Source organism: Neobacillus niacini (genome assembly GCF_048572935.1).
Classification (GTDB): Bacteria; Bacillota; Bacilli; order Bacillales; family Cytobacillaceae; genus Neobacillus; species Neobacillus niacini.
Genome location: NZ_CP183883.1, coordinates 5,455,565 through 5,478,777 on the forward strand (window position 1 = coordinate 5,455,565; position 23,213 = coordinate 5,478,777).

The following is a 23,213-nucleotide window of genomic DNA, read 5'->3' on the forward strand; positions in this document are numbered from 1 at the left end:
AAAAGTGTTAAAATAGTTTGAAAATGGGATAGGTGATGGGAGGATTCATATGTTGAAGCATTTATTTTCAAAATTAGAAGATTACTATGATGAAATGGTCACAATACGCAGGTTTATGCACCAACATCCAGAATTGTCCTTTCAGGAATTTAACACGGCCCAATATATAAAGAAATATTACGAAAAACTTGGAATCGAAGTAAAAGGAAATATTGGGGGAAATGGTGTTGTAGCAAAAGTATACGGCAATACCCCCGGCAAAACTGTCGCACTAAGGGCAGACTTTGACGCGTTACCTATTCATGATGAAAAGGATGTACCTTATAAATCATTAATTCCTGGTGTAATGCATGCTTGTGGTCATGATGGACATACCGCTACTCTTCTTATACTTGCAAAAGTATTAAATGAACTGCGGGCTGACCTAGTAGGAAACTATGTCTTCATTCATCAGCACGCTGAAGAATATGCACCAGGTGGAGCAATCACCATGATTGAGGATAGCTGCTTAGAAGGCGTTGATGTCATATTTGGAACTCATTTGTGGGCAAGTGAACCGACCGGTACCATCCAATATCGAACTGGCCCAATTATGGCTGCAGCAGATCGTTTTGAAATAGATATACAGGGTAAAGGCGGCCATGGTGCCCAGCCTCATAAAACAAAGGATGCCATCGTCACAGCTTCACAGTTAGTTTTAAATCTCCAACAAATTGTCAGCAGAAAGGTGAATCCAGTTGAATCAGCTGTAGTCACCGTAGGCTCTTTTATGTCTGAAAATGCATTTAATGTAATCGCAGATAAAGCAAAGCTGGTTGGCACCGTCCGAACATTTAATGATGATGTCCGCCAATACATTGAAGAGGAAATGGAAAGAATTATTCAAGGCACATGCCACTTGTCTGGCAGCACCTATACTTTTTTATATGAGAGAGGCTATCCAGCAGTAGTCAACCATGCAAAAGAAACAGAATTTCTCATTGCTGCTGCTAAAGAGGTTCCTGAGGTCATGAATATTGAGGAATCTGAGCCGCAAATGGGTGGAGAAGATTTTTCCTATTATTTAAAGGAAGTACCCGGAACTTTCTTTTTTACAGGCGCAAAACCACCAGGTGCCACCCCAAGCTATCCACATCATCATCCAAAGTTTGATATCGATGAAAACGCAATGTTAATAGCAGCGAAAACACTCGGGACAGCCGCAATACAAATACACAGTACTAAATAAGCTAATCCCCTGAACACAGTTAAAGTTCAGGGGATTTTTTTAGGATCCTTAATCTATATACATTCATCGCAGTTTCTCCCAAATGTTTAAGAAGATTGTTATTGGCATACGCACCTACAAACGCTCCAATTCCAGGAACTAACTGGAACATCTTAACAAGATCGATATAATCTCTATATTCCTGTTGAAATTTACGCCAATCCATTTCAACGAGCTCTTGCTTTCTCATATCCCAATTTTCAATCTCTGATAATGTTTCGCGGCGTATTTCATCACTAGAAAATGCAAGCTGGAAAATATGAAGAATAAACAGCCGCTCTTCAAACTCCTTCGTGTTAAATCCATAAATGGCAGCCGCTTCAAATAGAAATTTCATTTTAATCGACAGGAGTAAGGGAAAATCAGCCAGCCCCAGAAGAATTCCACCGGCGCCCGTTCCTGCACCTTCAACCAAAGCTGTTTTTTGGAAGACCGCTGTTTTTTTCCGCATTAATTCATCGCGTTCTTCCAGTGTCAGACCAGCAGCTTGATTTTTGTTGGTCGTAAGCTGCGACCCAAATAAGGTAGTTTTCACCATACCCTTTATGCTTTCTGTCATCACCTCGTGGACCTTATCAGGGATCATTTCATTTATTTTCCCTTGCGCCTTTTTAGAAATCCGATTCATCATTCCCGAACGTCTGGTTAATTTTCTTTTCCATTCGACCACTTCACCATATACTTTCAGCTCATATTCATTCATACTTACACCCCCTCAGCAAATAGATATTAGGCTTTTTTCCAATCCATTCATGCTTTTAGTCTTTTCTTACTATAAACAGTAACAAATAAAAAACTAAACAAGAGTCCAGATAGGAAAATTAATAACGAAAATATCCACTCCCCTTTAAACAAGATCACTAACGCAAATATGGAGGATTGAATAAATAAAATCCTAGTAAGAAGGGAATGAAAAGCAGTTAATTTATACTCTTGGGAAACTGGATACAAATCAATCCAAAGCTTGTTCTGGTGATGATTCCATAATGGCAGCAGCTGGAATCCGGTTAAATAGATAAATAAGAGCGAAAATACGACCTGCCCTGCTCCAAAGGAGATAAAATACAGTGCTAACCCGCCTATTACCGTTAATCGAATAAAAAGACCCAAATAATCAGATGATCTCAAGAATGTTCTTGCGAATAAATAATCAAGAGTTTTAGCTTGTGAAAAGGGTATCTGATTAATCAAAATATCAAGCCATTTTCTTCTTTTCACGGTATCTTTTAATTTTGGTACATCTGTGAATAAATTCGCTAATCGATAAAAAGAAGCCATCCGCTTTTCTTCTTGTGCAATAAGCAAATCCCATTTCAAACCCATTTTTTCCGCCCTGACATAGAAGGCTCGATAATAAGAAGCCATAATCAAAGCAAATATTAATAAAAAAAGGATAGGTGCGTTATTGAAAAGCAAAAAAGTAAATAACACATTAATAAAAAAACGGACGACCATGTCCGAAGTATAAACGGACGGCTGCACATAAAAGTGGATTTTCCAATTTACTGCAATATTCCAGCCCTTGATAACCAACAAAACCATTAAGAAAATAAAAAAGGATTGAAAGCCATTTTCGCTGACATGAGCATACATTGGCATAACAATGGCTAAAACCATCAATAGAATGTATCCCTGAAAAACTAAACTAAGCAGCCCAGAACGTAAAAAGTACCCTTTTAAACGCGTTTCAAGTGGAATTAAAAACACTTGGTCTGCTTCAAGTAAAAATGTATAAACAGGACTGTGTGTTAAAAATACACCTAAAATAACAGCAATAATGATCTCCGCGGGAAATTCATGAGACAATGATTTTACCCAGTCTTGATAATAAAAAGCAGCTGTGCCTAATAAAAACAAAAGGACAACGACAAGATGGCCATTAAGAATATATCGAAGATAAACACCAAATTCTTTTAAACGATGAACAGATCGGTCTTTCCATAGCTTTTTATCATCAAACATAATTTTCTTCCTTCGTTAATTGGATATATAGGTCATCTAAAGAAGCTTGTGGCATCGAGAACTGTTCTCTCAAATCAGTAAGAGTACCCTTTGCACGAATCTTTCCTTCATGAAGAATAACGAATCTGTCACAGTACTTTTCTGCGGTGGTAAGAATATGGGTAGACATTAATATGCCCGCCCCGTTTTCTTTCATTTTTTTCATTAAGTCAAGTAATGACTGAATTCCAAGTGGATCAAGACCAACAAATGGCTCATCAACAATATAGAGGGAAGGCTGCACCAGAAAAGCACACATGATCATTACCTTTTGTTTCATTCCTTTTGAAAAATGAGCCGGAAACCATTTCAGTCTTTTCTCCATTCGAAACTGTGTTAATAAATTTCCAATTCTTTTTTTATATGTAGACTCATCTAATCCGTATGCCATAGCCGTTAATCGTAAATGTTCTTCAAGGGTGAGTTCTTCGTAGAGTACCGGAGTTTCCGGGACAAAGGTAAACATCTTTCGATAAGCTTCCTTATCTTCCGTAATTGATTTTCCATTTATTTTCACTGCCCCGCTATGAGGCTCCATTAAACCGATAATGTGTTTAATTGTTGTACTTTTCCCGGCACCATTTAAACCGATTAGTCCTACTAATTCTTTTTCCTTTACCTCAAAAGTGACATCTTTTAGGACTGGATTTCTTGTATATCCTCCTGTAAGGCTTTCTATCGATAATAAAGACATGTGCTCCGTCCTTCCATAGCATAATAATTACCTTACATTTTACCAAAACAATGGCCATAAAAATAGGAATTCAAATTTTTGATTTTTTTTTGTATATTCTTCTCGAAACGGGTTATCATAATATTCGAAGGGGAAACACCTACTCGATGAAGTGATTCATCAAAAATTTGAAATGAGGTGTCTGTCAAAGACATTTAACTTTTCAAACCAGTAGCTTCTAAACGTTTCAAATAAGGGGATGGTTGTTTTGCACAAGTTGCCTGGTAACCATTTAGAGTTCATTTAACACCAGCTATTTATCAAAAAATAAATGAGGTGTTTACGGCAGATTATCATCCGTTTTTATAAGTTGATGCAACTATAAAAACAACATAGGGGATGGTCAGCTTGAACAATAATTACCGTTTATAAAAAACACTAAATTGTCAAATGAGGTGTTTATCAAACGTAATTCCTGATGAACGTATAATATGAAGCAATTCCCCTTCGAGAGGGCAGGATTCCATGCGGATCCTGTCTCTTTCTTTTTTTATTGCTCATTTATATGGTAAAATACGGATATAAAAACCAAAAGGGGTTGTATAGTTAATGAGTGATTGTATCTTTTGTAAAATTGTTAATGGTGATATCCCTGCTGCGAAGGTGTATGAAAATGAACATATTATTGCCTTCCTTGATATCAGTCAGGTCACAAAAGGTCATACATTGGTCATCCCGAAAGTACATAAAGAAAATTTATTTGAATTGACTCCTGAAATATCTAAAAACCTGTTCGAATCTGTACCCGAAATTGCCAATGCACTAAAAAAGGAGTTTAGTCCACTCGGATTAAATCTCGTTAATAATAACGGGGAACATGCAGGGCAAACAGTATTTCATTTCCATATTCATTTAATCCCGCGCTATGGTAAAGGAGACGGATTTGGAGCAGTTTGGAAAAGCAATACCAGCGATTATACTCAACAGACATTGCAAGAAATGGCAGCAAATATCAATAAACACCTCTAACAAAAGATTGAATTGTCCGAAAATTATTTCTTTATCATTTTTATATTCCTGTGATATAATGAAAACAAGTTTTTCGCTGCAGGCATTTAGGGCACTGCAGGAGGAACTAATAGCTTAGTTAAGCAGAGGAGAGATGAGAAATGAATACAAGGAATCTAGTAGTCCTATCACTTTTGGCGGGAATTGGGGTAGTTTTGCATACGGTAATGCCAGCCTTCCTCACTATTAAACCAGATATGATGCTGGCAATGATGTTTTTGGGAATTATTCTTATTCCAGAAATTAAAAGTGTTATGTTACTGTCAATTGTGACAGGAGGTCTTTCCGCACTCACAACAGGTTTTCCCGGAGGCCAACTGCCAAATATCATTGATAAGCCCATAACTGCCTTAGTCTTTTTTGGTTTATTTTTGGCATTAAAGCAATACCGAAACTCCATTATTAGTGTGGCCGTCTTAACTGCAATTGGGACATTGGTTTCAGGATCTGTCTTTTTGGGTTCTGCCTATTACATTGTAGGCTTACCAAGTTCTTTCACAGCTTTATTTGCTGCTGGTGTTTTACCTGCAGTTGCACTGAACACAATTATTATGGTTATTTTGTATCCAGTTGCTCTTTCTGTTGTAAAAAGAACAAAGACATCATCTATTGTCATTTCAAAATAACACCAAAAAGAAAAGAACCCGAGAAAGGTTCTTTTCTTTCTATAACATCAAATACATGATTAAAAGCGTGATAAAATAATTGTCACTAGCAAAAATATCACGCCAGCGACTGCTAAAGATGCAGCTCTCTTCTTTAATACTTGTTTAGGTGGATAAAATCCTGGTCTTTTTAAAGCTAGAGCATTCCAAAAAGCACTGATAAATAGCACTATACTTAGCAAAAAAAGGACCGAAGTTACGCTCTTCATTTAATACCCCCTATTGAAGAAACAAGAGTTGATATTATCATTAGTATGTATTGCCGAGCTCCCCTATGTAGAATATTCAAAAGGTTGGCATTATTTAAAGAAAAACCTTAAAATAAGGGAGAGTTATTTTTTTACATTTGTATTAAATATAAAAAAATATAAATTACAAGTAGAAAAAAACATAATTTCTAAAAATTTTGTGAATTTACATCTTTATTAATTTTTATTTTATTGGCATAATGTTAATAGAGAAATAAAAAAGTAGGTGAAATTGGGGATGTCGGAGAAACAGTATTCAATGAAAGAAGCGATGCTATTTAGCCAAAGGATTGCACAATTAAGCAAAGCCCTGTGGAAATCGATTGAGAAGGATTGGCAGCAATGGTTAAAGCCTTTTGATTTAAATATTAATGAACATCATATCCTTTGGATTGCATACCATTTAAATGGAGCATCAATTTCGGATGTGGCAAAGTTTGGTGTTATGCATGTCTCAACAGCGTTCAATTTTTCGAAAAAGTTGGAAGAAAGAGGTTTACTTACATTTTCAAAGAAAGAAAATGATAAACGAAATACGTATATTCAGCTCACCCCTGAAGGTGATGAGATCTTTCTTCGCTTAATGGAATCCTATCATCCCAGTGGCAATGCTGCATTTGTTGGTGCCTTGCCATTAAGAGATTTGTATGGAAAGTTTCCCGATATTATTGAAATGATGGCGATTGTTCGTAATATTTATGGTGAAGATTTTATGGAAATCTTTGAACGTTCTTTTCATAATATTGAAACAGAATTTAACGAGAATGATGGAAAACTTAAAAAGTCAGAAAAAACAGAACAAGAACTCTCTTAAAGACATTTAGTAAACTCTTTAAAAAGCGGTTCGAATAAATGTTGTTTTAAACAAGCATGAACAACTTCCTTTGCATTAAGATTTTCCGGTAAACAATATAGAAACTCATTAAAAAGCGGATGAAAGTTAATAAACCCTTCCGCTTTTTGTTCTTCCATTTTTTTGTTCAAATGCTCACATAGCTGGTTAAACGCCTCTACCTCATGTTCTGATACCCCGTTCTCGATTACCAATCTATAGAATTCAAGATTTGGGGCAGTCAGCAACTTTAAAAGTAATTTTTGATGGTATTCGAGAAGATTAACACGAGCTTGCAGTTCAACGTAATTGTCCATTGATTTTCGACCTCCGGGTCATTGCTTTACATTTCTACCTTCATTATGTACCTTTATCAGTCCGAGATAAACCTATCTAGAATAGAACGCGAAATAAAATTTTCCATAGTTTTTATTTCAATTTATTTCCTACTTTTCTACCATTCCTTTTAACTATCTTTTTATGTAAATTTTTGATAATGTATTAACATATCATGAACATCAGGGAGGGAATCGATGATGATCTCCATTTTTATTGTTTTGGCTATTTTCATTTTGTTCTACATTAACAAAATGACCAATTCCCTATGTATTCAAAAGGATATACCGGAAGAACGTCAGCATAAAGTATTTCGCACAATAAATGTACTTGTCACGATATTATTGATCACATCCTATGTGGAAATATTGTATACATAGGTTTACTTTATGTAATGTTTAAATGTTAGAGAAAAACAGAAGCGATGAGAAAACTTTCTCATCGCTTTTACATTTGTTTTTGATTAAAACCAAGAAGCTCCAATAATTATTAATAGGATGAATAGGACCACGACTAACGCAAATCCTCCACCGTAGAAACCAGTTGCTCCAGACACACATTTCTCCCCTTTCGTAGATGGTAAAGTTGTTGTCTGCCTCAGGCGGTAAGGCTTAAATTAAAACCAAGCCGCTCCAACAATAACCAATAGAATGAATAGGACTACAATCAATGCAAATCCTGCTCCGTATCCGTGTCCACCACTCATCGTAATACCTCCTTTATTATTTACTACGATATACTATTCAAGCTGTATGCATTTCGACTAGGCGCTTACCTTATTTCTTAGGAAAAAGTCCAGCTTTTTCTTACTGGGTTCTTATACATAGAAATCATGACGTTCAGCCGATGAGCTTAAATAGATCTCTTTTTTGTTACATGTTATCGTATGTACGAATTTCTAAATCGCAATGGTTAAATGCCCAAAATTCAGTACACAAATTCAGGAAATATTTTTGCAGACGTTCTCATTTATGATATAGTATAGTTTGTGGACAAAAACCCACAAGAATTTTACTGTTTAGGAGAGGTTCCTCATGAAAAAATGGATGTTAGCCCTTACATTAGCTGGCGGGGTTTTTGCCTTAACTGCGTGTAATCAGAGCGGAGGTTCAACTGTGGCAGAAAGCTCTGCTGGAGATATTACACAGGATGAACTTTATGAAGCAATGAAGGAAAAGGTGGGTGCACAAGCACTACAACAGCTTGTCTATGAAAAAGTCCTATCTGAGAAATACGAAGTAACTGACAAAGAATTAGACGCAAAAGTTGATGAATTGAAGGCTCAGCTCGGAGATAACTTTCAAGCGGCGCTGGCACAATACGGATACGCTAATGAAGAAGATTTTAAAGAGACAATGAAACTTGGTATGATGCAAGAAAAAGCTGCCATGAAGTCTATAAAAGTAACAGATAAAGAAGTAAAGGAATACTACGACAACTACAAGCCTGAAATCAAGGCTCGTCATATTCTCGTTGCTGATGAAAAAACAGCTTTAGAAGTTAAGCAAAAACTTGACGCTGGCGAAAAATTTGAAGATGTAAGCAATAAATATTCTACTGATGAAGCGGCAAAGCAAGCTGGCGGTGACTTAGGCTGGTTTGGTCCTGGAGCAATGGATCCGGATTTTGAAGCTGCTGCATATGCCCTTAAAAAAGATGAAATTAGCGGCCCAGTAAAGAGCTCATTTGGATATCATATCATTCAATTAACAGACAAAAAAGAAAAGAAGTCTTATGAAGAAATGAAAGACCAAATGGAAAAAGAATTAAAATCTTCAAAATTAACAAATGAGAAGATTAACGAAATTATGCAAAAAGAAATTAAGGATGCAAAAGTAAAAATTAGCGATAAAGATTTAAAGGGTGCGTTAGATCCAGCACCTGCGGCTCAGTAATTGATGCAAAGAAGGAACTCTCATGGAGTCCCTTCTTTTTTTATTCCCCTGTGGCTCTTTCTCCTTCACGGCGTTCTTTTTCTTGTTCCAACCGTGTTAAATAAATTTCTCCCTCTTTTTCAATATTTTCCATCTCCAACATACGTTCTTCTCTACCCGTTTTGATTGCCATCAACGCGCTTATCACGATACCAACCACGACTGCATATACCCAAATAGGAATAGTCATTTTTTTTTGCTCCCTTCATTAGTGGTTGTCCACTTTTTTATACAACATATTCGATTTATTGATAAATATTCATACTGAGTATAAAAAAAATAACCCAGTAGATGGGTTATTTTATTTATGAAATATCGGTTTATAGAATGATCGGTTGTCTAAGGCAAATACACGTTCAGTAAATTCACCAGGTTTAACTCTTTCTAATGCACGATCGAGCATGTTCATTTTTGCATCGAGATTATCGATATAATGAAGAATTTCTGCTTCTTTAATTAATGGCGGCTTTGGACTTCCCCACTCAGCCTTTCCATGATGACTTAAGACTAAGTGTTTTAGTATTAACACTTCCTCACCAGTTATCCCGAGTTCTTCAGCGGCTTTGCCGATTTCATTTACCATAATGGTTATGTGACCTAGTAAATTTCCTTCCACTGTATAAACTGTAGAAATTGGTCCGGATAATTCAACCACTTTACCCATATCGTGTAATATCACTCCAGCATAGAGTAAGTCCTTATCAAGACTAGGATAAAGTGAAGCAATTGATTTTGCTAGGTCGAGCATACTAACAACATGATAGACAAGTCCTGATACAAACTCATGATGATTCTTCGTTGCTGCCGGATATTCTAAAAAAGCCTTTTGATGTTTTTTCAATAAATGGCGGGTAATCCTTTGGATATTTGGATTTTTCATATCAAAGATATATTGTGTCAGTTTACTTATCATCTCTTCTTGACTTAATGGTGCGGTCTCTAAAAAATCCTCCAGCTTTACTGAGTCACTTGGCCCTGTTCTTCGAATCTGCCGAATTTTCAGCTGGCTTTTACCACGATAATTATGAATATCCCCGATAATCTTAACTATTTTTTGCGCGGTATAATTCTTTTCATCCTCTTCATTAGAGTCCCATAGTTTTGCTTCTATTTCACCACTTTGGTCTTGAAGGATAAGTGTTAAGAACGGCTTTCCATTACTAGCAATCCCTTTTGTGGCGCTTTTAATAAGTAAATACAGATCAACCTGTACTCCGAAATCATAATCAAGTATTCCTTTAGTCATCTGTCTCTCTCCTCCCCATAGCACTAGTATAACATTCTCTATGAAATTACTTCGACTTTACCTTTATGAAGATAATAAACATTTTCTGGGTTAAAATATTGAAGCAAATGTGTGTGACAAGTAAAAAATAAAATTTGATTATATTTAAGATTGGTTAAAAGCTCCATTACCTTTTTGGTACGATTAGCGTCAAAATTCACGAAACTATCATCAATGATAATTGGAAAGCGATACTTTTCGTAGAGGGTGGCGGCAAGCGCCAATCTTATAGAAACGTACACTTGCTCGGTAGTAGCTTGACTTAACTCATTTGCCTCAAACAGAGTATAATCGCTTCTTTCTATTAAAAAACCAGTTCCTGACTGTTGCAGATGTATACGCTGATATTGTTTTTCTGTCAGGAAGTATAGGTACTCCTCTGCTTTCTCCAGTATTCTCGGCAAATGAACGTTTTTGTACTTTTCAACTGTTTGGGTTAGTATGTTTTGTGCTAAACAAAAAACTGACCATTCTTTTGCTGCTTCTTCAAACTCAAACTTTTGCTGTTTATAGTGGTGGAGTAACTCAGAATATGATCCTCCTTCTTCAAGAATTTGAATCTGGTAATTTACAGCCGCTTGCTTTTCCTGCAGTTCCATTAGTCTTGACGATAACCTTTCTATCTCATCATGATAAGAAATTAATTGTTCTTCTACATTATGAATTTGTAAGAATCTTTCTATATCGTCTGCCTTTAGAAAAGAGTATTGGACCTGCTTACTAATATCCTCCAGCCTCTCGATGAGCTTTAACTTTGTTTCAAATTTTTTCCCAAGCTCATAAAATGCCCCTTCTTCCTCCACATTCGCTTCTTCCAGAAGTTTTTTCTTTTCCGAAATGAGATGTGCTTGTTCCTGTTTCATTTGGTGCAGGTCTGCCTCAAGATCATCTAGCTTTTCCTGCTTTTCTTGGACTTTTATTAACTTTCCATGTTCTTCCTTTAATTTAGTCCGCAATAAGTACCCCATCTTCGATAAGTCACTACCAAGGTCTGCTAAATATTGTTTTGCGTAAGAGAAGAGCCTTTCGGAAATGTTAGTCTGTGCGAGGTGAATCTGTTTCAACCTTGCATGCAAATTCTTTTTTTCTCTGCTAATTAGTTTATATTGTTCAATTAACTCAAAGGCTTCAAGAAAAAAAGCATCGGCAATATACTCTGGTATATGAAGTTCACTACTCAGTTTCAGTAACATTTCCTTATTTTCAGCTGCTTCAATCTCCCACTCCTCAAATTTCATGATGACTTTTTCATATTGTGTTTGCTGCTGTTCGAGCTTTATTTTGAATAGCTGCTGCTGTTCTTTCCAATAATTATCCTGCTTCAATTTTTCTTGGAGAGCTGGGATGTTACTATTTTTATATCTCTCGAGTATTTGAATGCACCTTTTTTCATCGTCTAACAACCGACTTAGAGCCACATTGATTTTTGCATTATTTTTACGACTATTGTTATTACCTAGAAAAAAACCGATTAGTAAGGTTCCTAATACCCCCATCACTACCAGTATCCATTGCTTGGAATACAAACCATATAGTGATAGAACCAGCAATAATACTCCAATAGTTAAAAATTGAATTTGTTTTTGCTTTTTTAATACAGCAAATGTTTTCTTATCCTGTTCTTGAGTATGCTGATAATACTCTATTTTGTCTTGTACAGCTTTTAATTCGTATTCAACTTTTCTTTTTTCACTTTCATCATTGACTAACTTTTCAAGGCGCGATCTATCATCAGCTGGAATCATCTGAGTTTCTGCAAAGCTAACTTTCTTTTCCAGCTCCTCAAGAGAGTTTTTTTCTTCTCGAAACTTCTCCTCAAGTTCCTGTTTTACTTCTAAGAGCTTTTGCTTTTTCCTTGCTGCCTGCTCCACCTGATTTTTCATATAGATATTGGTGTTAATCGTATGAACGTCTTCTTCTCTTAAAGGTAAGTGAAGTTTCTCATTTATGATGATGATTTTATCTTCTAAATCTACTAATTTTAATTCACACTGTTGTTTTTCTAGGACCAACTGTTCATAGATGGGAATTTGGTCTAATGCACCTAGGAGCTGGGATTCATCCGCAAGCATTTGCTTATTTGGCTGTTTTGAGGAAACTTCACTTTTAATTTGAGTGATTCTGTCCAGTAAACTTGAAATCTGAGCATTGTACGGATAAATGAGCTGATTAAATTTTTCTATTCGTTCAATACCTCTGGCAGGGAATGGGTCTTCCCCAAGTAATTTGATTTCTGTATTTATCCATCTTTCTTCTTTGACGAGGGAATGGATTCTTTGCCATTCACTTAGCCTCTCTACCTCGCTTTTTACATTCTTCAGTGCCTGGCTTACCTCTGCCATTTCCTTAGTGATTTTTTCTTTATCAGAAACTATTACTTCATATTCAAGATTTTTGGCGGCTGCTTTTTTTAGCTCACCGCTAAGTTCATGAAGTGCTTTAAGTTTTTCATTTATCAACGGCTTCTTTCCGCTTGGTTTAAAACGAGCTTCTAACTCCTTCTGAAGTTCTGCTTCTGTTTTCGCTAGGCGCTCTGTTCCAAGTGTACCAGTAGAAAATAAAAACTTACCCAATTCCTCCCCTTTCATTTGATGGATATTTTGCAGCCCATGTAAATTAAAAGAAAATATAGCTTGAAAAAGTCCTTTATCAATATTCCCAAGCAGTTGTTTAAGCAGTTCTTCTTCACCTTGGGTACCATCCTCCAGTGTGACTGTAACGTCCCCAGAAGCCTTGCCTCTAATCCTTTCTATCGTGGCAACACCAAACTCATCAAACAATATTCTAAGCTTACCGCCATAGTTTGAGCCGTTTTTCGGTACATAGCGAAGTTCTGATGATTGCTTCGTTGGGAACCCAAACAGGATTCCATGAATAAATGCCATGATCGTTGATTTTCCTGCCTCATTTTCACCATAAAACACGTGAAAATCAGATAGGTCCTTAATAACGGTATTCGTTAATTGACCAAAGCCATATATATGTATCTCCTGGATTTTCAATCAATCATCTCCTTCACTATTGATATAATAAGCCAATTAATAGTTTCTCAGCTTTATCCATTAATTCTTTCTGTTCACTTTCTGTTAGACTTATTAAATATTTTCTACCCAATTGGTGCTGATATAAAGGTGCAATTGCCTCCTCAGTAGTCTGGTAGTCATCGATGGTGGCAAACAGCTCTGTATAAAAATCTGCTTCATTCATTAATTTTTTTCTATCAAGCTGCTGGTTCTCTTCCAGGTTTAATGTAACGGTCCAAACAAATGATTCTTCATCATTTTCATAGTCTAACAGTACCTCTAGAAGTTCAGTATCTAGAATTCTTTTCTCTTGAGTATTATCTAATTGAACATTTTTTAGGTTTAAGGTAACAAGCGTACCTTTACCAGCTTTACGCAACCGTTCAATGTTTAGCTGACATAATTGCAGTATTTCTTGGAAATTGTTTGCCCCTGCAGCGTCAATCGTAACTTCCTCCCAAAGAATATCCGAAGTTTCGATAAATTCCTTTTTAACTTCGAAATCATTTAATGTGATGTGATAACATCCTTTTACGCCTACTTCTTTCTTATTACGCCCTTGAAGGTTTCCTGGGTAAATGATGGGCGGCGATTCTGATAATATCGTCCGTTTATGAATATGACCTAAAGCCCAATAATCAAATCCTTTCTCATAGAGATCTTTAATAGAAAAAGGAGCGTAATTATCATGGTCTGTTCCTCCACCTTCATTCCCGTGGAGAATGCCGATATGAAAATCCGCAGGATCATGTTTTTGATAGTCATCTATTCTTTTATTAAAAATATGTCTTTGTAAATAACTAAAGCCATAGAGATGGACGGTATCCCCACGTTTCGTATGAAATACCTTGATTTCGACATCACTGCCAAAAAAATGAACGTTTGACGGCATATCAAGGTTTACCCATGAGCCACTTAAATGATCATGGTTTCCATGGATAACATAAACAGGAATATCCTTTTTTGAAAGCTTTTGCATTTCATTACGAAAGCGAGATTGTGCACGTAAACTTCTATCCTCACCATCATATAAATCCCCGGCTAAAATGACAAAATCAACGTTGTTGTCAATAGCGGCTGCTGTAAGCTTTCCTAACGCAGTGAACGTACTCTCTCTCACTCTTGAAAGGATATTCGCAGGTAAATGCTTTAAACCAACCATAGGACTGTCCAAATGCAGGTCAGCAGCGTGTATAAATGATATCTGTTTCATTAGAAAGCTCCTTTCAGAGTTTTCTTTCATTGTAACATCTCAAAAAAGCGAATGCACGTTCTTAAATAAAATATTAAAAGGACTTTGTCCGTTTTGACAAAGCCCTTCACATTTTATTCTTTTTTGGTTAGTTGCAAGGCCTTTTTTATATCTTTAAAGGAATTCGATTTTCCATACATTAGTACTCCTCCGCGGTAAACACGTGCACCAAATACCGCTAAGATGGCGATCGTAGCCATCAGGATGGAAATTCCTAAGACCGCTTCCCAAACCGGAATATTCAGCATACCTACTCGTAAAAACATAATCATTGGGGTGAAGAATGGGATATACGATGTTATAACAATAAACGGTGAATCTGGCTTTCCAAGACCAAACATCGCAATCATAAATCCTGCTACAACGAGTAACGTCATTGGTGTAATCATTTGTTGAACATCCTCAATCCTGCTAACCAATGAACCTAAAAATGCCGCAAGAGTAGCATAGAGAAAATAACCTAAGATGAAGAAAATAACCGCATAGGCAATGGTTGATAAAGAAATATTCCCAAATCCAAATGCGTCAAAAAAGCCGCCTTCAAGAGAGGACATATTCCGTTTTATAGAAAAATAACCTACAGAAAGAAGTACCGCAAGCTGAGTTAAGCTTAATAAACCAATACCAAGTATCTTACCAAACATTTGCTTTATGGGAGACACACTTGAGATCAGGATTTCCATCACCCTTGAAGACTTTTCCGTAGCCACTTCCATTGCAATCATACTGGCATACATGATGACAGCAAAATAGATGATAAAAAGCAGGACATAGACGAGTCCCCGGGCCTGATTTAGTTCTTCTTCGGTTTTCGCATTTTCTTCAAGAGCAATTTTCTCGAAAGAAACTGGTTCGTATAGCTGCTGAAGCTGTGCTGGTGTTAGATTAATTTTTGAAGCCGCAAGCATCGTCTTGATTTGTTGGAGCCCTGTCTGAAGATCAGAAAATAATGATGAATCTGCAACAGTCAATGCTTTATATATAGCTTTAGGCAATTGTTCCTCATCAAATTGGAGCTGAACAAACGCAACAAAATTCCCCTCTTCCACTTCCTTTTCTGCCTCTTCCTCTGTACCATCAAACTCTGTTAGCTGCAGGTTTTTATTTAATGCACTCATTTGTTCTTTAAGCGGTGCATACAACTGACCTGTTTCATCTAAAACAGCTACCTTTTCTTTACCTCCGCCTTTATCGAAAGCTTCAATAATATTATTCATATTGGTTAATGCTAGCGTAATAACTACCGTCATTAAGGTTGTGATTAAAAATGACTTTGTTTTCAATTTGTTTACATACGTATGGGATAAAATAATCCAAAATTTATTCATAGGAATCACCCACTTTCTCGATAAAAATATCATTTAAAGAAGGCTCTTCAAGGTCAAATTTTCTGATAAATCCTTGGTTGACGATCTCTTTAAGGATTTTTTCTGCAACAGATTCGCCATCGATTTGCAGATGAATCCCCTCGGTTGTCGATTTAGCTTTCACTACCCCTGGATATTTTTTTAGAAAATCCAATGGAAAATCAGCATGAATAACAAGGTTTTTTTTACCAAACGCACGTTTAATTTCTTTTAAAGAACCATGAACAATGGGGGCCCCTTTATGCATAATACAAAGATGCTCACACATCTCTTCAACATGATGCATTTGATGGCTTGAAAATACAATTGTAGTTCCCTTTAGCTTTAATGAGAGAACGGCCTCTTTAAGCATTTCAACGTTTACAGGATCCAAACCGCTGAATGGCTCATCAAGAATTAATAATTTGGGTTTATGTATGACCGCTGCAATGAATTGGATTTTTTGTTGGTTTCCTTTTGAAAGCTCTTCTACTTTTTTATTTTCATATTCTGGGACTTTAAATTTCTCAAGCCAATATTTTAATTCAGAAACAGCCTCACTTTTCGAAACACCTCTTAATCTTGCAAGGTAGACAATCTGATCACTAACCTTTAATTTTGGGTATAGCCCTCTTTCTTCAGGAAGATAACCTACTAAATGACTTGTAGAATAATTTATGGGCTTTCCATCCCAAGTAATCTTTCCCTCACTAGAATCTAGCAGCCCTAAAATCATCCGAAAGGTTGTCGTCTTTCCTGCACCATTTGCTCCTAAAAAGCCAAACATTTCATTTTCAGGTATTGTGATGGAAAGGTCATTAACAGCTGTGAAATCCCCAAATCGTTTTGTTACATGTTCAAGTTTTAAAACCATACAAATTCCCCCTCTCAAAGATTACAATACGAAAGTCCTATGGAAAAGTTTCACTTTTGCAAAATATCAAGAATTGTGCAAATATTATAATATCAATATTTTAGGGGGAGAACTAAATGAATACTTACAAATTAACAGCCTTTGAGGCAAATGGGGAAAAAATAATAGATGAGGCTATTCAAGCTGAACATGATGAGGCAGCAAAAGAATTAGCTGAGAAATTATTAACAGAAAAGAATTTACTAGATAAAACACATCGGTTTACATCACCTAGCGGAAAGCTTTTATTGTTCCATTCTTAGTCTTCAGACAGAAAAAAAGAAGCAACAAATGCTTCTTTTTTCTGTCTAACTTATTTGCCGATAAATTTTGCTGGTCGTTTTTCTATAAAGGCTCTTATTCCTTCTTGGTGGTCGAATGTTCGACGCATGTTTAGCTGCCCATTTTTTTCTAACTCTAGAATCTTAAGCAAATGGGGTCTGTTCATATCTGCTAGTATCTTTTTGGTTTTGATCATTGCCTGAACTGGACGTTCCAGCCAATTGGATATTCTTGCTTCTAGAGTTTCTTGCAAATCTTCTGCAACTTCTTGGACCAATCCTATTTCCAATGCTTCTTGTGCGCTCATCATTTTTCCATCCCATATAACTTGTTTTGCCTTGACTTCTCCTAATCTTTTTTCTAAAAAGAAGTGAGAACCGCCATCTGGTATTAAACCGATTCCGATGAAATTCATTGCCAGTTTGCTCGTTTTATCAGCTATGATGTGGTCTGTAGCCAACGCAAGACTAAATCCAAGCCCCGCCGCCGCACCACTCACAGTACTAATTGTTAATTTAGGTAAACTATAAAGAGTTATGATTAATTCACTAATACAATCCATCACAGGAAAGAATTCGCTTTCATCAAGGGTAGAAAGCATCGTTTTAATATCTCCCCCTGCTGAAAAGGCTTTACCGTTACCGGTTAAAACCACAACATCAATATCATCCGATTCAGCTATTTCCTTAAATTTGCTTACCAGCCCCTTTATCATATCCACATCGATTGCATTTAATGATTCTGGCCTGTTCATCTCTACCGTTGCAACTCGTCCATTCACCCACAACTTCACCTTATCCGTTACAAAATTGATTGTCACCCCAAACGCCTCCCATAATCTTAGTCACTTCCATTATAGCTTGAATACCATGGTTAAAAAATAAATTTTCATAATATATAAAATTTTCACTGATAGTAATTTTATATATTTTTTTTTATAAGTAAAAAGGACAAAGATCAGACTCTTTGTCCTTTACAACTTATTTTCTTAGTACTTCCTTTTGAACCTGTTCTCTTAGTGTCATCTTTAAGAACTTCCCAACCGAGGTCTTCGGAATTTCCTCCAAAAACAAAATTTCATCGGGAAGCCACCACTTAGCAAACTGCGGTGTTAAAAATTCAATTAAATCTTCCTTTTTCACCTTATCCTTATATGAATCTTTTAATACCACACAAGCAACCGGTCTTTCTTGCCATTGTTCATGCGGGACTGCAACAACCGCCGCTTCAAACACTGACTCATGCGCCATTAATGCATTCTCTAAATCAACGGAAGATATCCATTCTCCGCCGCTCTTAATTAAATCCTTTGTTCGATCGACAATTTTTACAAAGCCTTCTTCGTCGATGGTTACAACATCTCCAGTGTGGAGCCAGCCGTCATGGAAGGCGTCTTGTGTTCTCTCATCCTTATAATACTCTGAGGCAATCCACGGACCCTTAATACATAACTCTCCCATTTCTTTACCATCCCAAGCAACTTCCCCATCCTTGCCCACGACTTTTATGCTTAAGCCAGGAACAAGAACGCCTTGCTTTGCTCTTATTTCTAGTCTTTCTTCATAATCTAAATTCTCCTGATAGCTTTTTAATGTTGAAATAACCACGAGCGGGCTTGTTTCAGTCATTCCATAAGCATGTAGGAATGGTACGTTATGCCGCTGCTCAAAGGCCTTAATCATCCCTTTAGGCGCAGCTGAGCCTCCGCAAAGCACTCCTCTTAAACTACTTAGATCATAAGAGCCCTCATCAAGTTCCTTTAACAGACCAAGCCATATGGTTGGAACACCAGCAGTGATAGTAACCTTTTCGCTTTCTATAAACTCTGCCAGCAGTTTTGGAGTAAAATATGGTCCAGGCAGCACCAATGATGTCCCAAACCAAACTGCCGCAAAGGGCATACCCCAGGCATTGGCATGAAACATCGGGACAACTGGCAATGCTATGTCTTTCTCACTCATAGCGGCACTATCTGCCAGCCCTAACGCCATACTATGAAGAAAAATCCCTCTATGCGAGTATACAACCCCTTTTGGATTTCCTGTAGTCGCAGAGGTATAGCACATACCTGCAGGGTCGTTCTCTTCTATATCATCTGGATATTGAAAGTTAGGATTTGCTTCCGCTAATAATGTTTCATAATCATAGATTGGTGAAAGTGTAGTTTTAGGAAGTACCTTGTCGTCTGTCATAATCACATAAGCCTTAACGCTTTTTAATTCATGTGCACATTTTTCTAGTAATGGAACTAAGTCTGGGTCTACTAAGAGGATACTATCTTCTGCATGATTGATGATATACGAAATATGCTGCGGAGAGAGTCGAATGTTAATGGTATGTAGGACAGCACCCATACATGGAATGGCAAAATATGCTTCTAAATGACGGTGATGATTCCACGCTAGTGTTCCTACCCTATCACCTTTTTCTACTCCTAGTTTATTTAAACTATCTGCAAGTCGTCTTGTTCTTTCACCGATTTGTTTATACGTAAACCGATGAATGCCACTTGATGTTCTGGAAATAACCTGTTTCTTTGGAAAATACTTTTCTGCTCTCTCAATCATCTGTGACATTGTTAAAGGTGTTTGCATCATTGCTAAATCCCCTCCATAATTGAAAGCGTTTTCAAATCATAGTATTCTTTTGTCCTATTAAATATTCGTTATGTATAAGACATTTCCTCTATAGAGAACGATTTTTTTTAGCAAATATGCATGAGCAATGCTATTTGACCTAATTTTTGATTTTTCCTTTTTTCGGTCAAGTGGGAGCCTCCCATTTGACCCAATTTCTGATTTTTGCTTTTTTCGGTCAAGTAGGAGCCTCCCATTTGACCCAATTTCTGATTTTTGCTTTTTTCGGTCAAGTAGGAGCCTCCCATTTGACCCAATTTCTGATTTTTCCTTTTTTCGGTCAGGTATGAGCCTCCCATTTGACCCAATTTTTGATTTTCGCTTTTTTCGGTCAGGTAGAAGATTACTCCATTAAAAATCCCCTGCCATTTATGCAGGGGATCCCTTTTCTGAGAAGATTGTATCTAGTATTTTTATTTTTTCTTCCGTATAAGCTTCAAAGCTTTCATTATATGTTTTAGGGTCTTTAGGATTAGCAAACTGAGTGATTTTTCCTGAAAGCGGGTCAATAAATTTGCTTGAAGCACCACAGCCAATCCCGATAATCGTCTGCTGCTCCTCCATAATCATGATATTGTATATGCTTTCTTGATTTGGAAACGCATAGCCGACATTCTCAAGGTTACCAAGAATATTTTTTTGACGGTAGAGATAATAAGGAACATAGCCATGACATTCAGTCCACTCTGTTGCAAGATTCATCATTTTTTCTACTTCATCTCGACCTGCAACTTTATATTTATCCTTGTTTTTTGTCATTTCAGAAGCTCGTTTAAACGATAAAGTATGCACCGTTAGGGATTCTGGCATAAGTTTTTCGGTTTCAGCAAGTGAATGTGAAAATTCAGCCATCCCCTCACCTGGCAGACCAATAATGAGATCCATATTGATATTGTTCATGCCCATTTCTCTCGCTAAATGATACTTATCAATAGTTTCTTTAACAGTGTGATGACGCCCAATTGCCTTTAATGTTTCTTGTGTATAAGATTGAGGATTTATACTAATCCTGTCTATTTTCCACTTCTTTAATACCTCTAATTTTTCAGGAGTAATCGTATCCGGACGGCCTGCCTCAACAGTTATTTCTCGTATATTCTCAACATCCGGGAATGACTCATACATCTCTTCATAAAGCATATCCATTTCTTCTGCCGTAATACTCGTTGGTGTACCACCGCCATAGTAAACCGTTGTAATTCGTACACCTTTTTTCTTTAGCCATTCACCAATTTTCTTCATTTCATAGTGGAGACCACCTAAGAAGGAATCCACTGATCCTTGTCTGCCGTTTATTGCATAAGCGGGGAATGTACAGTAGGCACATTTTGTTGGACAAAACGGAATTCCGATATAAATGCTGACTTCCTTATGCAGGTCATAAAGATCAGGAACAATGGCTAACTGCCTGTCGACAATATGCTGCATAAGCTTGATTTTTTCATCTGAAATCAGATAATCATTTTTTAATTGCTCGTGGGCAAGTTCTTCAGACACACCCTCCTGGACTTTACGATGTAAAAGCTTTGTCGGTCTGACCCCGGTTAAGATTCCCCACTTTTGAGTTATGCCTGTCCAATTCTGCAAAAGAGTTAAATATACATGGGCGACAGCAGTTTTGACCTGTTTAAAATATTCCTTATCTGTTTGAAAGGGCTGTACAGCTTTTTGATAATCTGTTGAAAAGGATTTCCCTTCAGTATCTAGTAAATCGGCCGAAACCTGAATGTGATGATCTACATTTATAATAAATTTTATCGTTAAATCTGCCTCATCGTCTAAAACCTTCACAATCTCTGTTTCTTCAAAAAACAAATTTGCAATCAGGGTCAATTGCCGGTCGAATCTTGTGTCCCCTAACCCGATTATCGAAATTTTCATTAGAATCACTCTTTCAAAATAAACTTCTTTAAGTGTACATAATCACCAAAATAAGGTCAATACAATGGAAATCATTCACAAACGTAAAAGACATCATCGTGCGGGACGATGATGTCTGCTCATTTACTTTTTAATAATATTCATTTTTCTTAAAAACTCAATTGGCTGCTGCTTTCTGAAGTGTTCCTTAACCATATAGGCGACACCGTGCTCATTTTTCGATCTAGTCACCCAGTCTGCTGCTCTTTTTACTTCAAATTCAGCATTCCACATAGCCACTCCTAATCCTGCTGCCTCAATCGCTGGGATATCATCCAACCCTTCGCCAATTACGACCATTTCCTTGAGCTGGATACCAAGATGACTGCCAAGAAAAGCTAATCCCTTTAACTTTGAAACACCAGATGGGACAATATCTAATCGTAAACGATCTAGTTGAATGGTTTCAATTTCTGTAAACATTTTTTCAATCGCCTTTTTTGCATCCTGAAGATCACTTTCCTCTTCAAAATAAACCTCAATTTTCGGAGGAGTCACTGGTTGATCATGTAAGTATTCACTTAATGACGAAACAAATTGCTGGGAATAAAAAACAGGATCACCTGATGTAAAGACAGTTTTGACTAACAAACTGTTATTTAATTTCAACCTATTTGCTAAAGAAAATTGTTCATGCACCAGCCTAATTTGGCACGGCATACCTTCTAAGAAACGAACGGTATCATAAGTAATATTCTCGTTAATTCTTTCGACATAATTTTGTTTATCCTGAATATTTGCAATAACGGCACCTTGATGCGTAATTAGCGGGTTTTTTATTTTTAATGCCCTTGCAACCTTCTTGGCTGAAGGAAAACTTCTCGATGTCATAAGCGTTACATAAATTCCCTTTTGCTGAACATACTCAATGGCTTCCTTTGTTGACTTATGGATTTTCCCATTACTTTGTAAAAGAGTTCCATCAATATTTAATGCAAGCAAACGATAAATCATTACGCTGCCCCCTGTTCTTGGTGAAGTTACCCTTATAACACTTTTATGATTTTTCATCCAAAGATAGAACGAGTCAGCAGAAAAGAAAAAACTTCCGGAAAAACCGAAAGCTTTTTTTAATGAGATTATATATTATTTCCGTATAGTTCCTCTAAAGGCTTCATAATTAATTGATTTAGTTCACCAATTATCATGCTCATTCGCTGTTCTGCCTGCATGAGTCGTGCTATTTTTTCATTTTGTTGTACAACGGCCACCGTTGATTGAGCCTGCTGAACTTCCTGCTCCGATATCTCTTGCCCCATCATTTGTTTTTGCTGTAAATTCATCTGAATTTGACGAAATTGATCAAACATTCTTTTTGCTGTGGGGTCTGCATTTACTTCATGATACATCTGCTGTAATTGTTTATATTCATCGCTTTGACGAATCGCCTTTTCTAATGCATAAGCCGCATCGTATAAATTAACGGACATTTTTTCCACTCCTCTTAAGAAAATAATCCTACTAACTATAACAAACTATGTTGGTAAATGCGAGGATGTTCAACCTGAGCACAATTAAGTATCACCAACCTA

At 36.7% G+C, this 23,213-nt stretch carries 25 protein-coding genes; 7 read left to right on the top strand and 18 right to left on the bottom strand.

The features are described from left to right. Positions 1–49: 49 nt before the first annotated feature. Positions 50–1,228: a M20 family metallopeptidase gene (locus tag ACN6MT_RS26790; RefSeq protein ID WP_419888758.1), complete on the top strand. Its 1,179-nt coding sequence runs from the start codon at positions 50–52 to the stop codon at positions 1,226–1,228. 19 nt (positions 1,229–1,247) lie between these two features. Here the strand turns inward: ACN6MT_RS26790 and ACN6MT_RS26795 are convergent, their stop codons facing one another. From ACN6MT_RS26795 to ACN6MT_RS26805, 3 genes are read right to left on the bottom strand one after another with little or no spacing between them, the layout of a single operon-like run. Beyond that, positions 1,248–1,970, bottom strand: coding sequence for an EcsC family protein (locus tag ACN6MT_RS26795; protein ID WP_419888759.1), 723 nt, complete (start codon positions 1,968–1,970; stop codon positions 1,248–1,250). Between the two features lie 47 nt (positions 1,971–2,017). Next, the gene (locus ACN6MT_RS26800) at positions 2,018–3,229 is read right to left on the bottom strand and encodes an ABC transporter permease (RefSeq protein WP_419888760.1); all 1,212 of its coding nucleotides are present in this window, start codon (positions 3,227–3,229) and stop codon (positions 2,018–2,020) included. Then, positions 3,222–3,962: an ABC transporter ATP-binding protein gene (locus tag ACN6MT_RS26805; protein WP_419888761.1), complete on the bottom strand. Its 741-nt coding sequence runs from the start codon at positions 3,960–3,962 to the stop codon at positions 3,222–3,224. The genes ACN6MT_RS26800 and ACN6MT_RS26805 overlap by 8 nt, the downstream gene beginning before the upstream one ends. 588 nt (positions 3,963–4,550) lie before the next feature. Between ACN6MT_RS26805 and ACN6MT_RS26810 the strand changes: the two genes are divergently transcribed. Together ACN6MT_RS26810 and ACN6MT_RS26815 are read left to right on the top strand one after the other, a co-directional pair. Then, on the top strand, positions 4,551–4,970 hold the full coding sequence (locus ACN6MT_RS26810) for an HIT family protein (protein WP_063253209.1): 420 nt from the start codon (positions 4,551–4,553) through the stop codon (positions 4,968–4,970). Between the two features lie 140 nt (positions 4,971–5,110). Next, complete coding sequence (locus ACN6MT_RS26815) at positions 5,111–5,635, top strand: tryptophan transporter (RefSeq protein WP_419888762.1); 525 nt, start codon at positions 5,111–5,113, stop codon at positions 5,633–5,635. 59 nt (positions 5,636–5,694) lie between these two features. Here ACN6MT_RS26815 and ACN6MT_RS26820 read toward each other — a convergent pair whose 3' ends face one another. Then, positions 5,695–5,883, bottom strand: a complete 189-nt coding sequence (locus ACN6MT_RS26820) for a hypothetical protein (RefSeq protein ID WP_419888763.1) — start codon at positions 5,881–5,883, stop codon at positions 5,695–5,697. 277 nt (positions 5,884–6,160) lie between these two features. On the opposite strand from ACN6MT_RS26820, the gene ACN6MT_RS26825 reads away from it, so the two are divergent. Beyond that, the gene (locus ACN6MT_RS26825) at positions 6,161–6,736 is read left to right on the top strand and encodes an HTH-type transcriptional regulator Hpr (RefSeq protein ID WP_063253212.1); all 576 of its coding nucleotides are present in this window, start codon (positions 6,161–6,163) and stop codon (positions 6,734–6,736) included. On the opposite strand, the gene ACN6MT_RS26830 is transcribed toward ACN6MT_RS26825, so the two are convergent. After that, entirely contained in the window at positions 6,733–7,071 is a 339-nt protein-coding gene (locus tag ACN6MT_RS26830) for a DUF1878 family protein (protein WP_419888764.1), read from the bottom strand. The genes ACN6MT_RS26825 and ACN6MT_RS26830 overlap by 4 nt on opposite strands. Positions 7,072–7,290: 219 nt before the next feature. Here ACN6MT_RS26830 and ACN6MT_RS26835 point away from each other — a divergent pair, with 219 nt between their 5' ends. Then, positions 7,291–7,470, top strand: coding sequence for a hypothetical protein (locus ACN6MT_RS26835; protein WP_063253273.1), 180 nt, complete (start codon positions 7,291–7,293; stop codon positions 7,468–7,470). An 83-nt stretch (positions 7,471–7,553) separates the two neighbouring features. On the opposite strand, the gene ACN6MT_RS26840 is transcribed toward ACN6MT_RS26835, so the two are convergent. Then, positions 7,554–7,646 (bottom strand): YjcZ family sporulation protein, encoded by a 93-nt coding sequence (locus ACN6MT_RS26840; protein ID WP_063253214.1) that lies wholly within the window; start codon positions 7,644–7,646, stop codon positions 7,554–7,556. 60 nt (positions 7,647–7,706) lie between these two features. Beyond that, positions 7,707–7,796: a YjcZ family sporulation protein gene (locus tag ACN6MT_RS26845; RefSeq protein WP_063253215.1), complete on the bottom strand. Its 90-nt coding sequence runs from the start codon at positions 7,794–7,796 to the stop codon at positions 7,707–7,709. Between the two features lie 328 nt (positions 7,797–8,124). Between ACN6MT_RS26845 and ACN6MT_RS26850 the strand changes: the two genes are divergently transcribed. Further along, positions 8,125–8,985: a peptidylprolyl isomerase gene (locus ACN6MT_RS26850; RefSeq protein ID WP_063253216.1), complete on the top strand. Its 861-nt coding sequence runs from the start codon at positions 8,125–8,127 to the stop codon at positions 8,983–8,985. A gap of 40 nt (positions 8,986–9,025) precedes the next feature. On the opposite strand, the gene ACN6MT_RS26855 is transcribed toward ACN6MT_RS26850, so the two are convergent. From ACN6MT_RS26855 to ACN6MT_RS26880, 6 genes are all read right to left on the bottom strand, one after another. Next, on the bottom strand, positions 9,026–9,214 hold the full coding sequence (locus ACN6MT_RS26855) for a sporulation YhaL family protein (protein WP_063253217.1): 189 nt from the start codon (positions 9,212–9,214) through the stop codon (positions 9,026–9,028). Between the two features lie 111 nt (positions 9,215–9,325). Then, on the bottom strand, positions 9,326–10,270 hold the full coding sequence (gene yhaM / locus ACN6MT_RS26860; RefSeq protein WP_419888765.1) for a 3'-5' exoribonuclease YhaM: 945 nt from the start codon (positions 10,268–10,270) through the stop codon (positions 9,326–9,328). A gap of 38 nt (positions 10,271–10,308) precedes the next feature. Continuing rightward, positions 10,309–13,311: an AAA family ATPase gene (locus ACN6MT_RS26865; RefSeq protein ID WP_419888766.1), complete on the bottom strand. Its 3,003-nt coding sequence runs from the start codon at positions 13,309–13,311 to the stop codon at positions 10,309–10,311. A 16-nt stretch (positions 13,312–13,327) separates the two neighbouring features. Further along, on the bottom strand, positions 13,328–14,545 hold the full coding sequence (locus tag ACN6MT_RS26870) for a metallophosphoesterase family protein (RefSeq protein ID WP_419888767.1): 1,218 nt from the start codon (positions 14,543–14,545) through the stop codon (positions 13,328–13,330). Between the two features lie 113 nt (positions 14,546–14,658). After that, on the bottom strand, positions 14,659–15,912 hold the full coding sequence (locus tag ACN6MT_RS26875; protein ID WP_419888768.1) for an ABC transporter permease: 1,254 nt from the start codon (positions 15,910–15,912) through the stop codon (positions 14,659–14,661). Further along, entirely contained in the window at positions 15,905–16,804 is a 900-nt protein-coding gene (locus tag ACN6MT_RS26880) for an ABC transporter ATP-binding protein (RefSeq protein WP_419888769.1), read from the bottom strand. Before ACN6MT_RS26880 ends, ACN6MT_RS26875 begins: the two co-directional genes overlap by 8 nt. A gap of 116 nt (positions 16,805–16,920) precedes the next feature. Between ACN6MT_RS26880 and ACN6MT_RS26885 the strand changes: the two genes are divergently transcribed. After that, the gene (locus tag ACN6MT_RS26885) at positions 16,921–17,106 is read left to right on the top strand and encodes a YhzD family protein (protein WP_419888770.1); all 186 of its coding nucleotides are present in this window, start codon (positions 16,921–16,923) and stop codon (positions 17,104–17,106) included. A 50-nt stretch (positions 17,107–17,156) separates the two neighbouring features. Here ACN6MT_RS26885 and ACN6MT_RS26890 read toward each other — a convergent pair whose 3' ends face one another. The 5 genes from ACN6MT_RS26890 to ACN6MT_RS26910 all read right to left on the bottom strand — a co-directional run bounded on the left by ACN6MT_RS26890 (position 17,157) and on the right by ACN6MT_RS26910 (position 23,111). After that, entirely contained in the window at positions 17,157–17,945 is a 789-nt protein-coding gene (locus tag ACN6MT_RS26890) for an enoyl-CoA hydratase (RefSeq protein WP_419888771.1), read from the bottom strand. Positions 17,946–18,105: 160 nt separating this feature from the next. Beyond that, positions 18,106–19,722 (bottom strand): long-chain fatty acid--CoA ligase, encoded by a 1,617-nt coding sequence (locus ACN6MT_RS26895; RefSeq protein WP_419888772.1) that lies wholly within the window; start codon positions 19,720–19,722, stop codon positions 18,106–18,108. Positions 19,723–20,130: 408 nt separating this feature from the next. Then, positions 20,131–21,642: a coproporphyrinogen III oxidase gene (locus ACN6MT_RS26900; RefSeq protein WP_419888773.1), complete on the bottom strand. Its 1,512-nt coding sequence runs from the start codon at positions 21,640–21,642 to the stop codon at positions 20,131–20,133. 123 nt (positions 21,643–21,765) lie between these two features. After that, entirely contained in the window at positions 21,766–22,635 is an 870-nt protein-coding gene (locus ACN6MT_RS26905; RefSeq protein ID WP_419888774.1) for a Cof-type HAD-IIB family hydrolase, read from the bottom strand. A gap of 125 nt (positions 22,636–22,760) precedes the next feature. Then, positions 22,761–23,111: a YlbF family regulator gene (locus tag ACN6MT_RS26910; RefSeq protein ID WP_063253229.1), complete on the bottom strand. Its 351-nt coding sequence runs from the start codon at positions 23,109–23,111 to the stop codon at positions 22,761–22,763. Positions 23,112–23,213 lie beyond the last annotated feature (102 nt).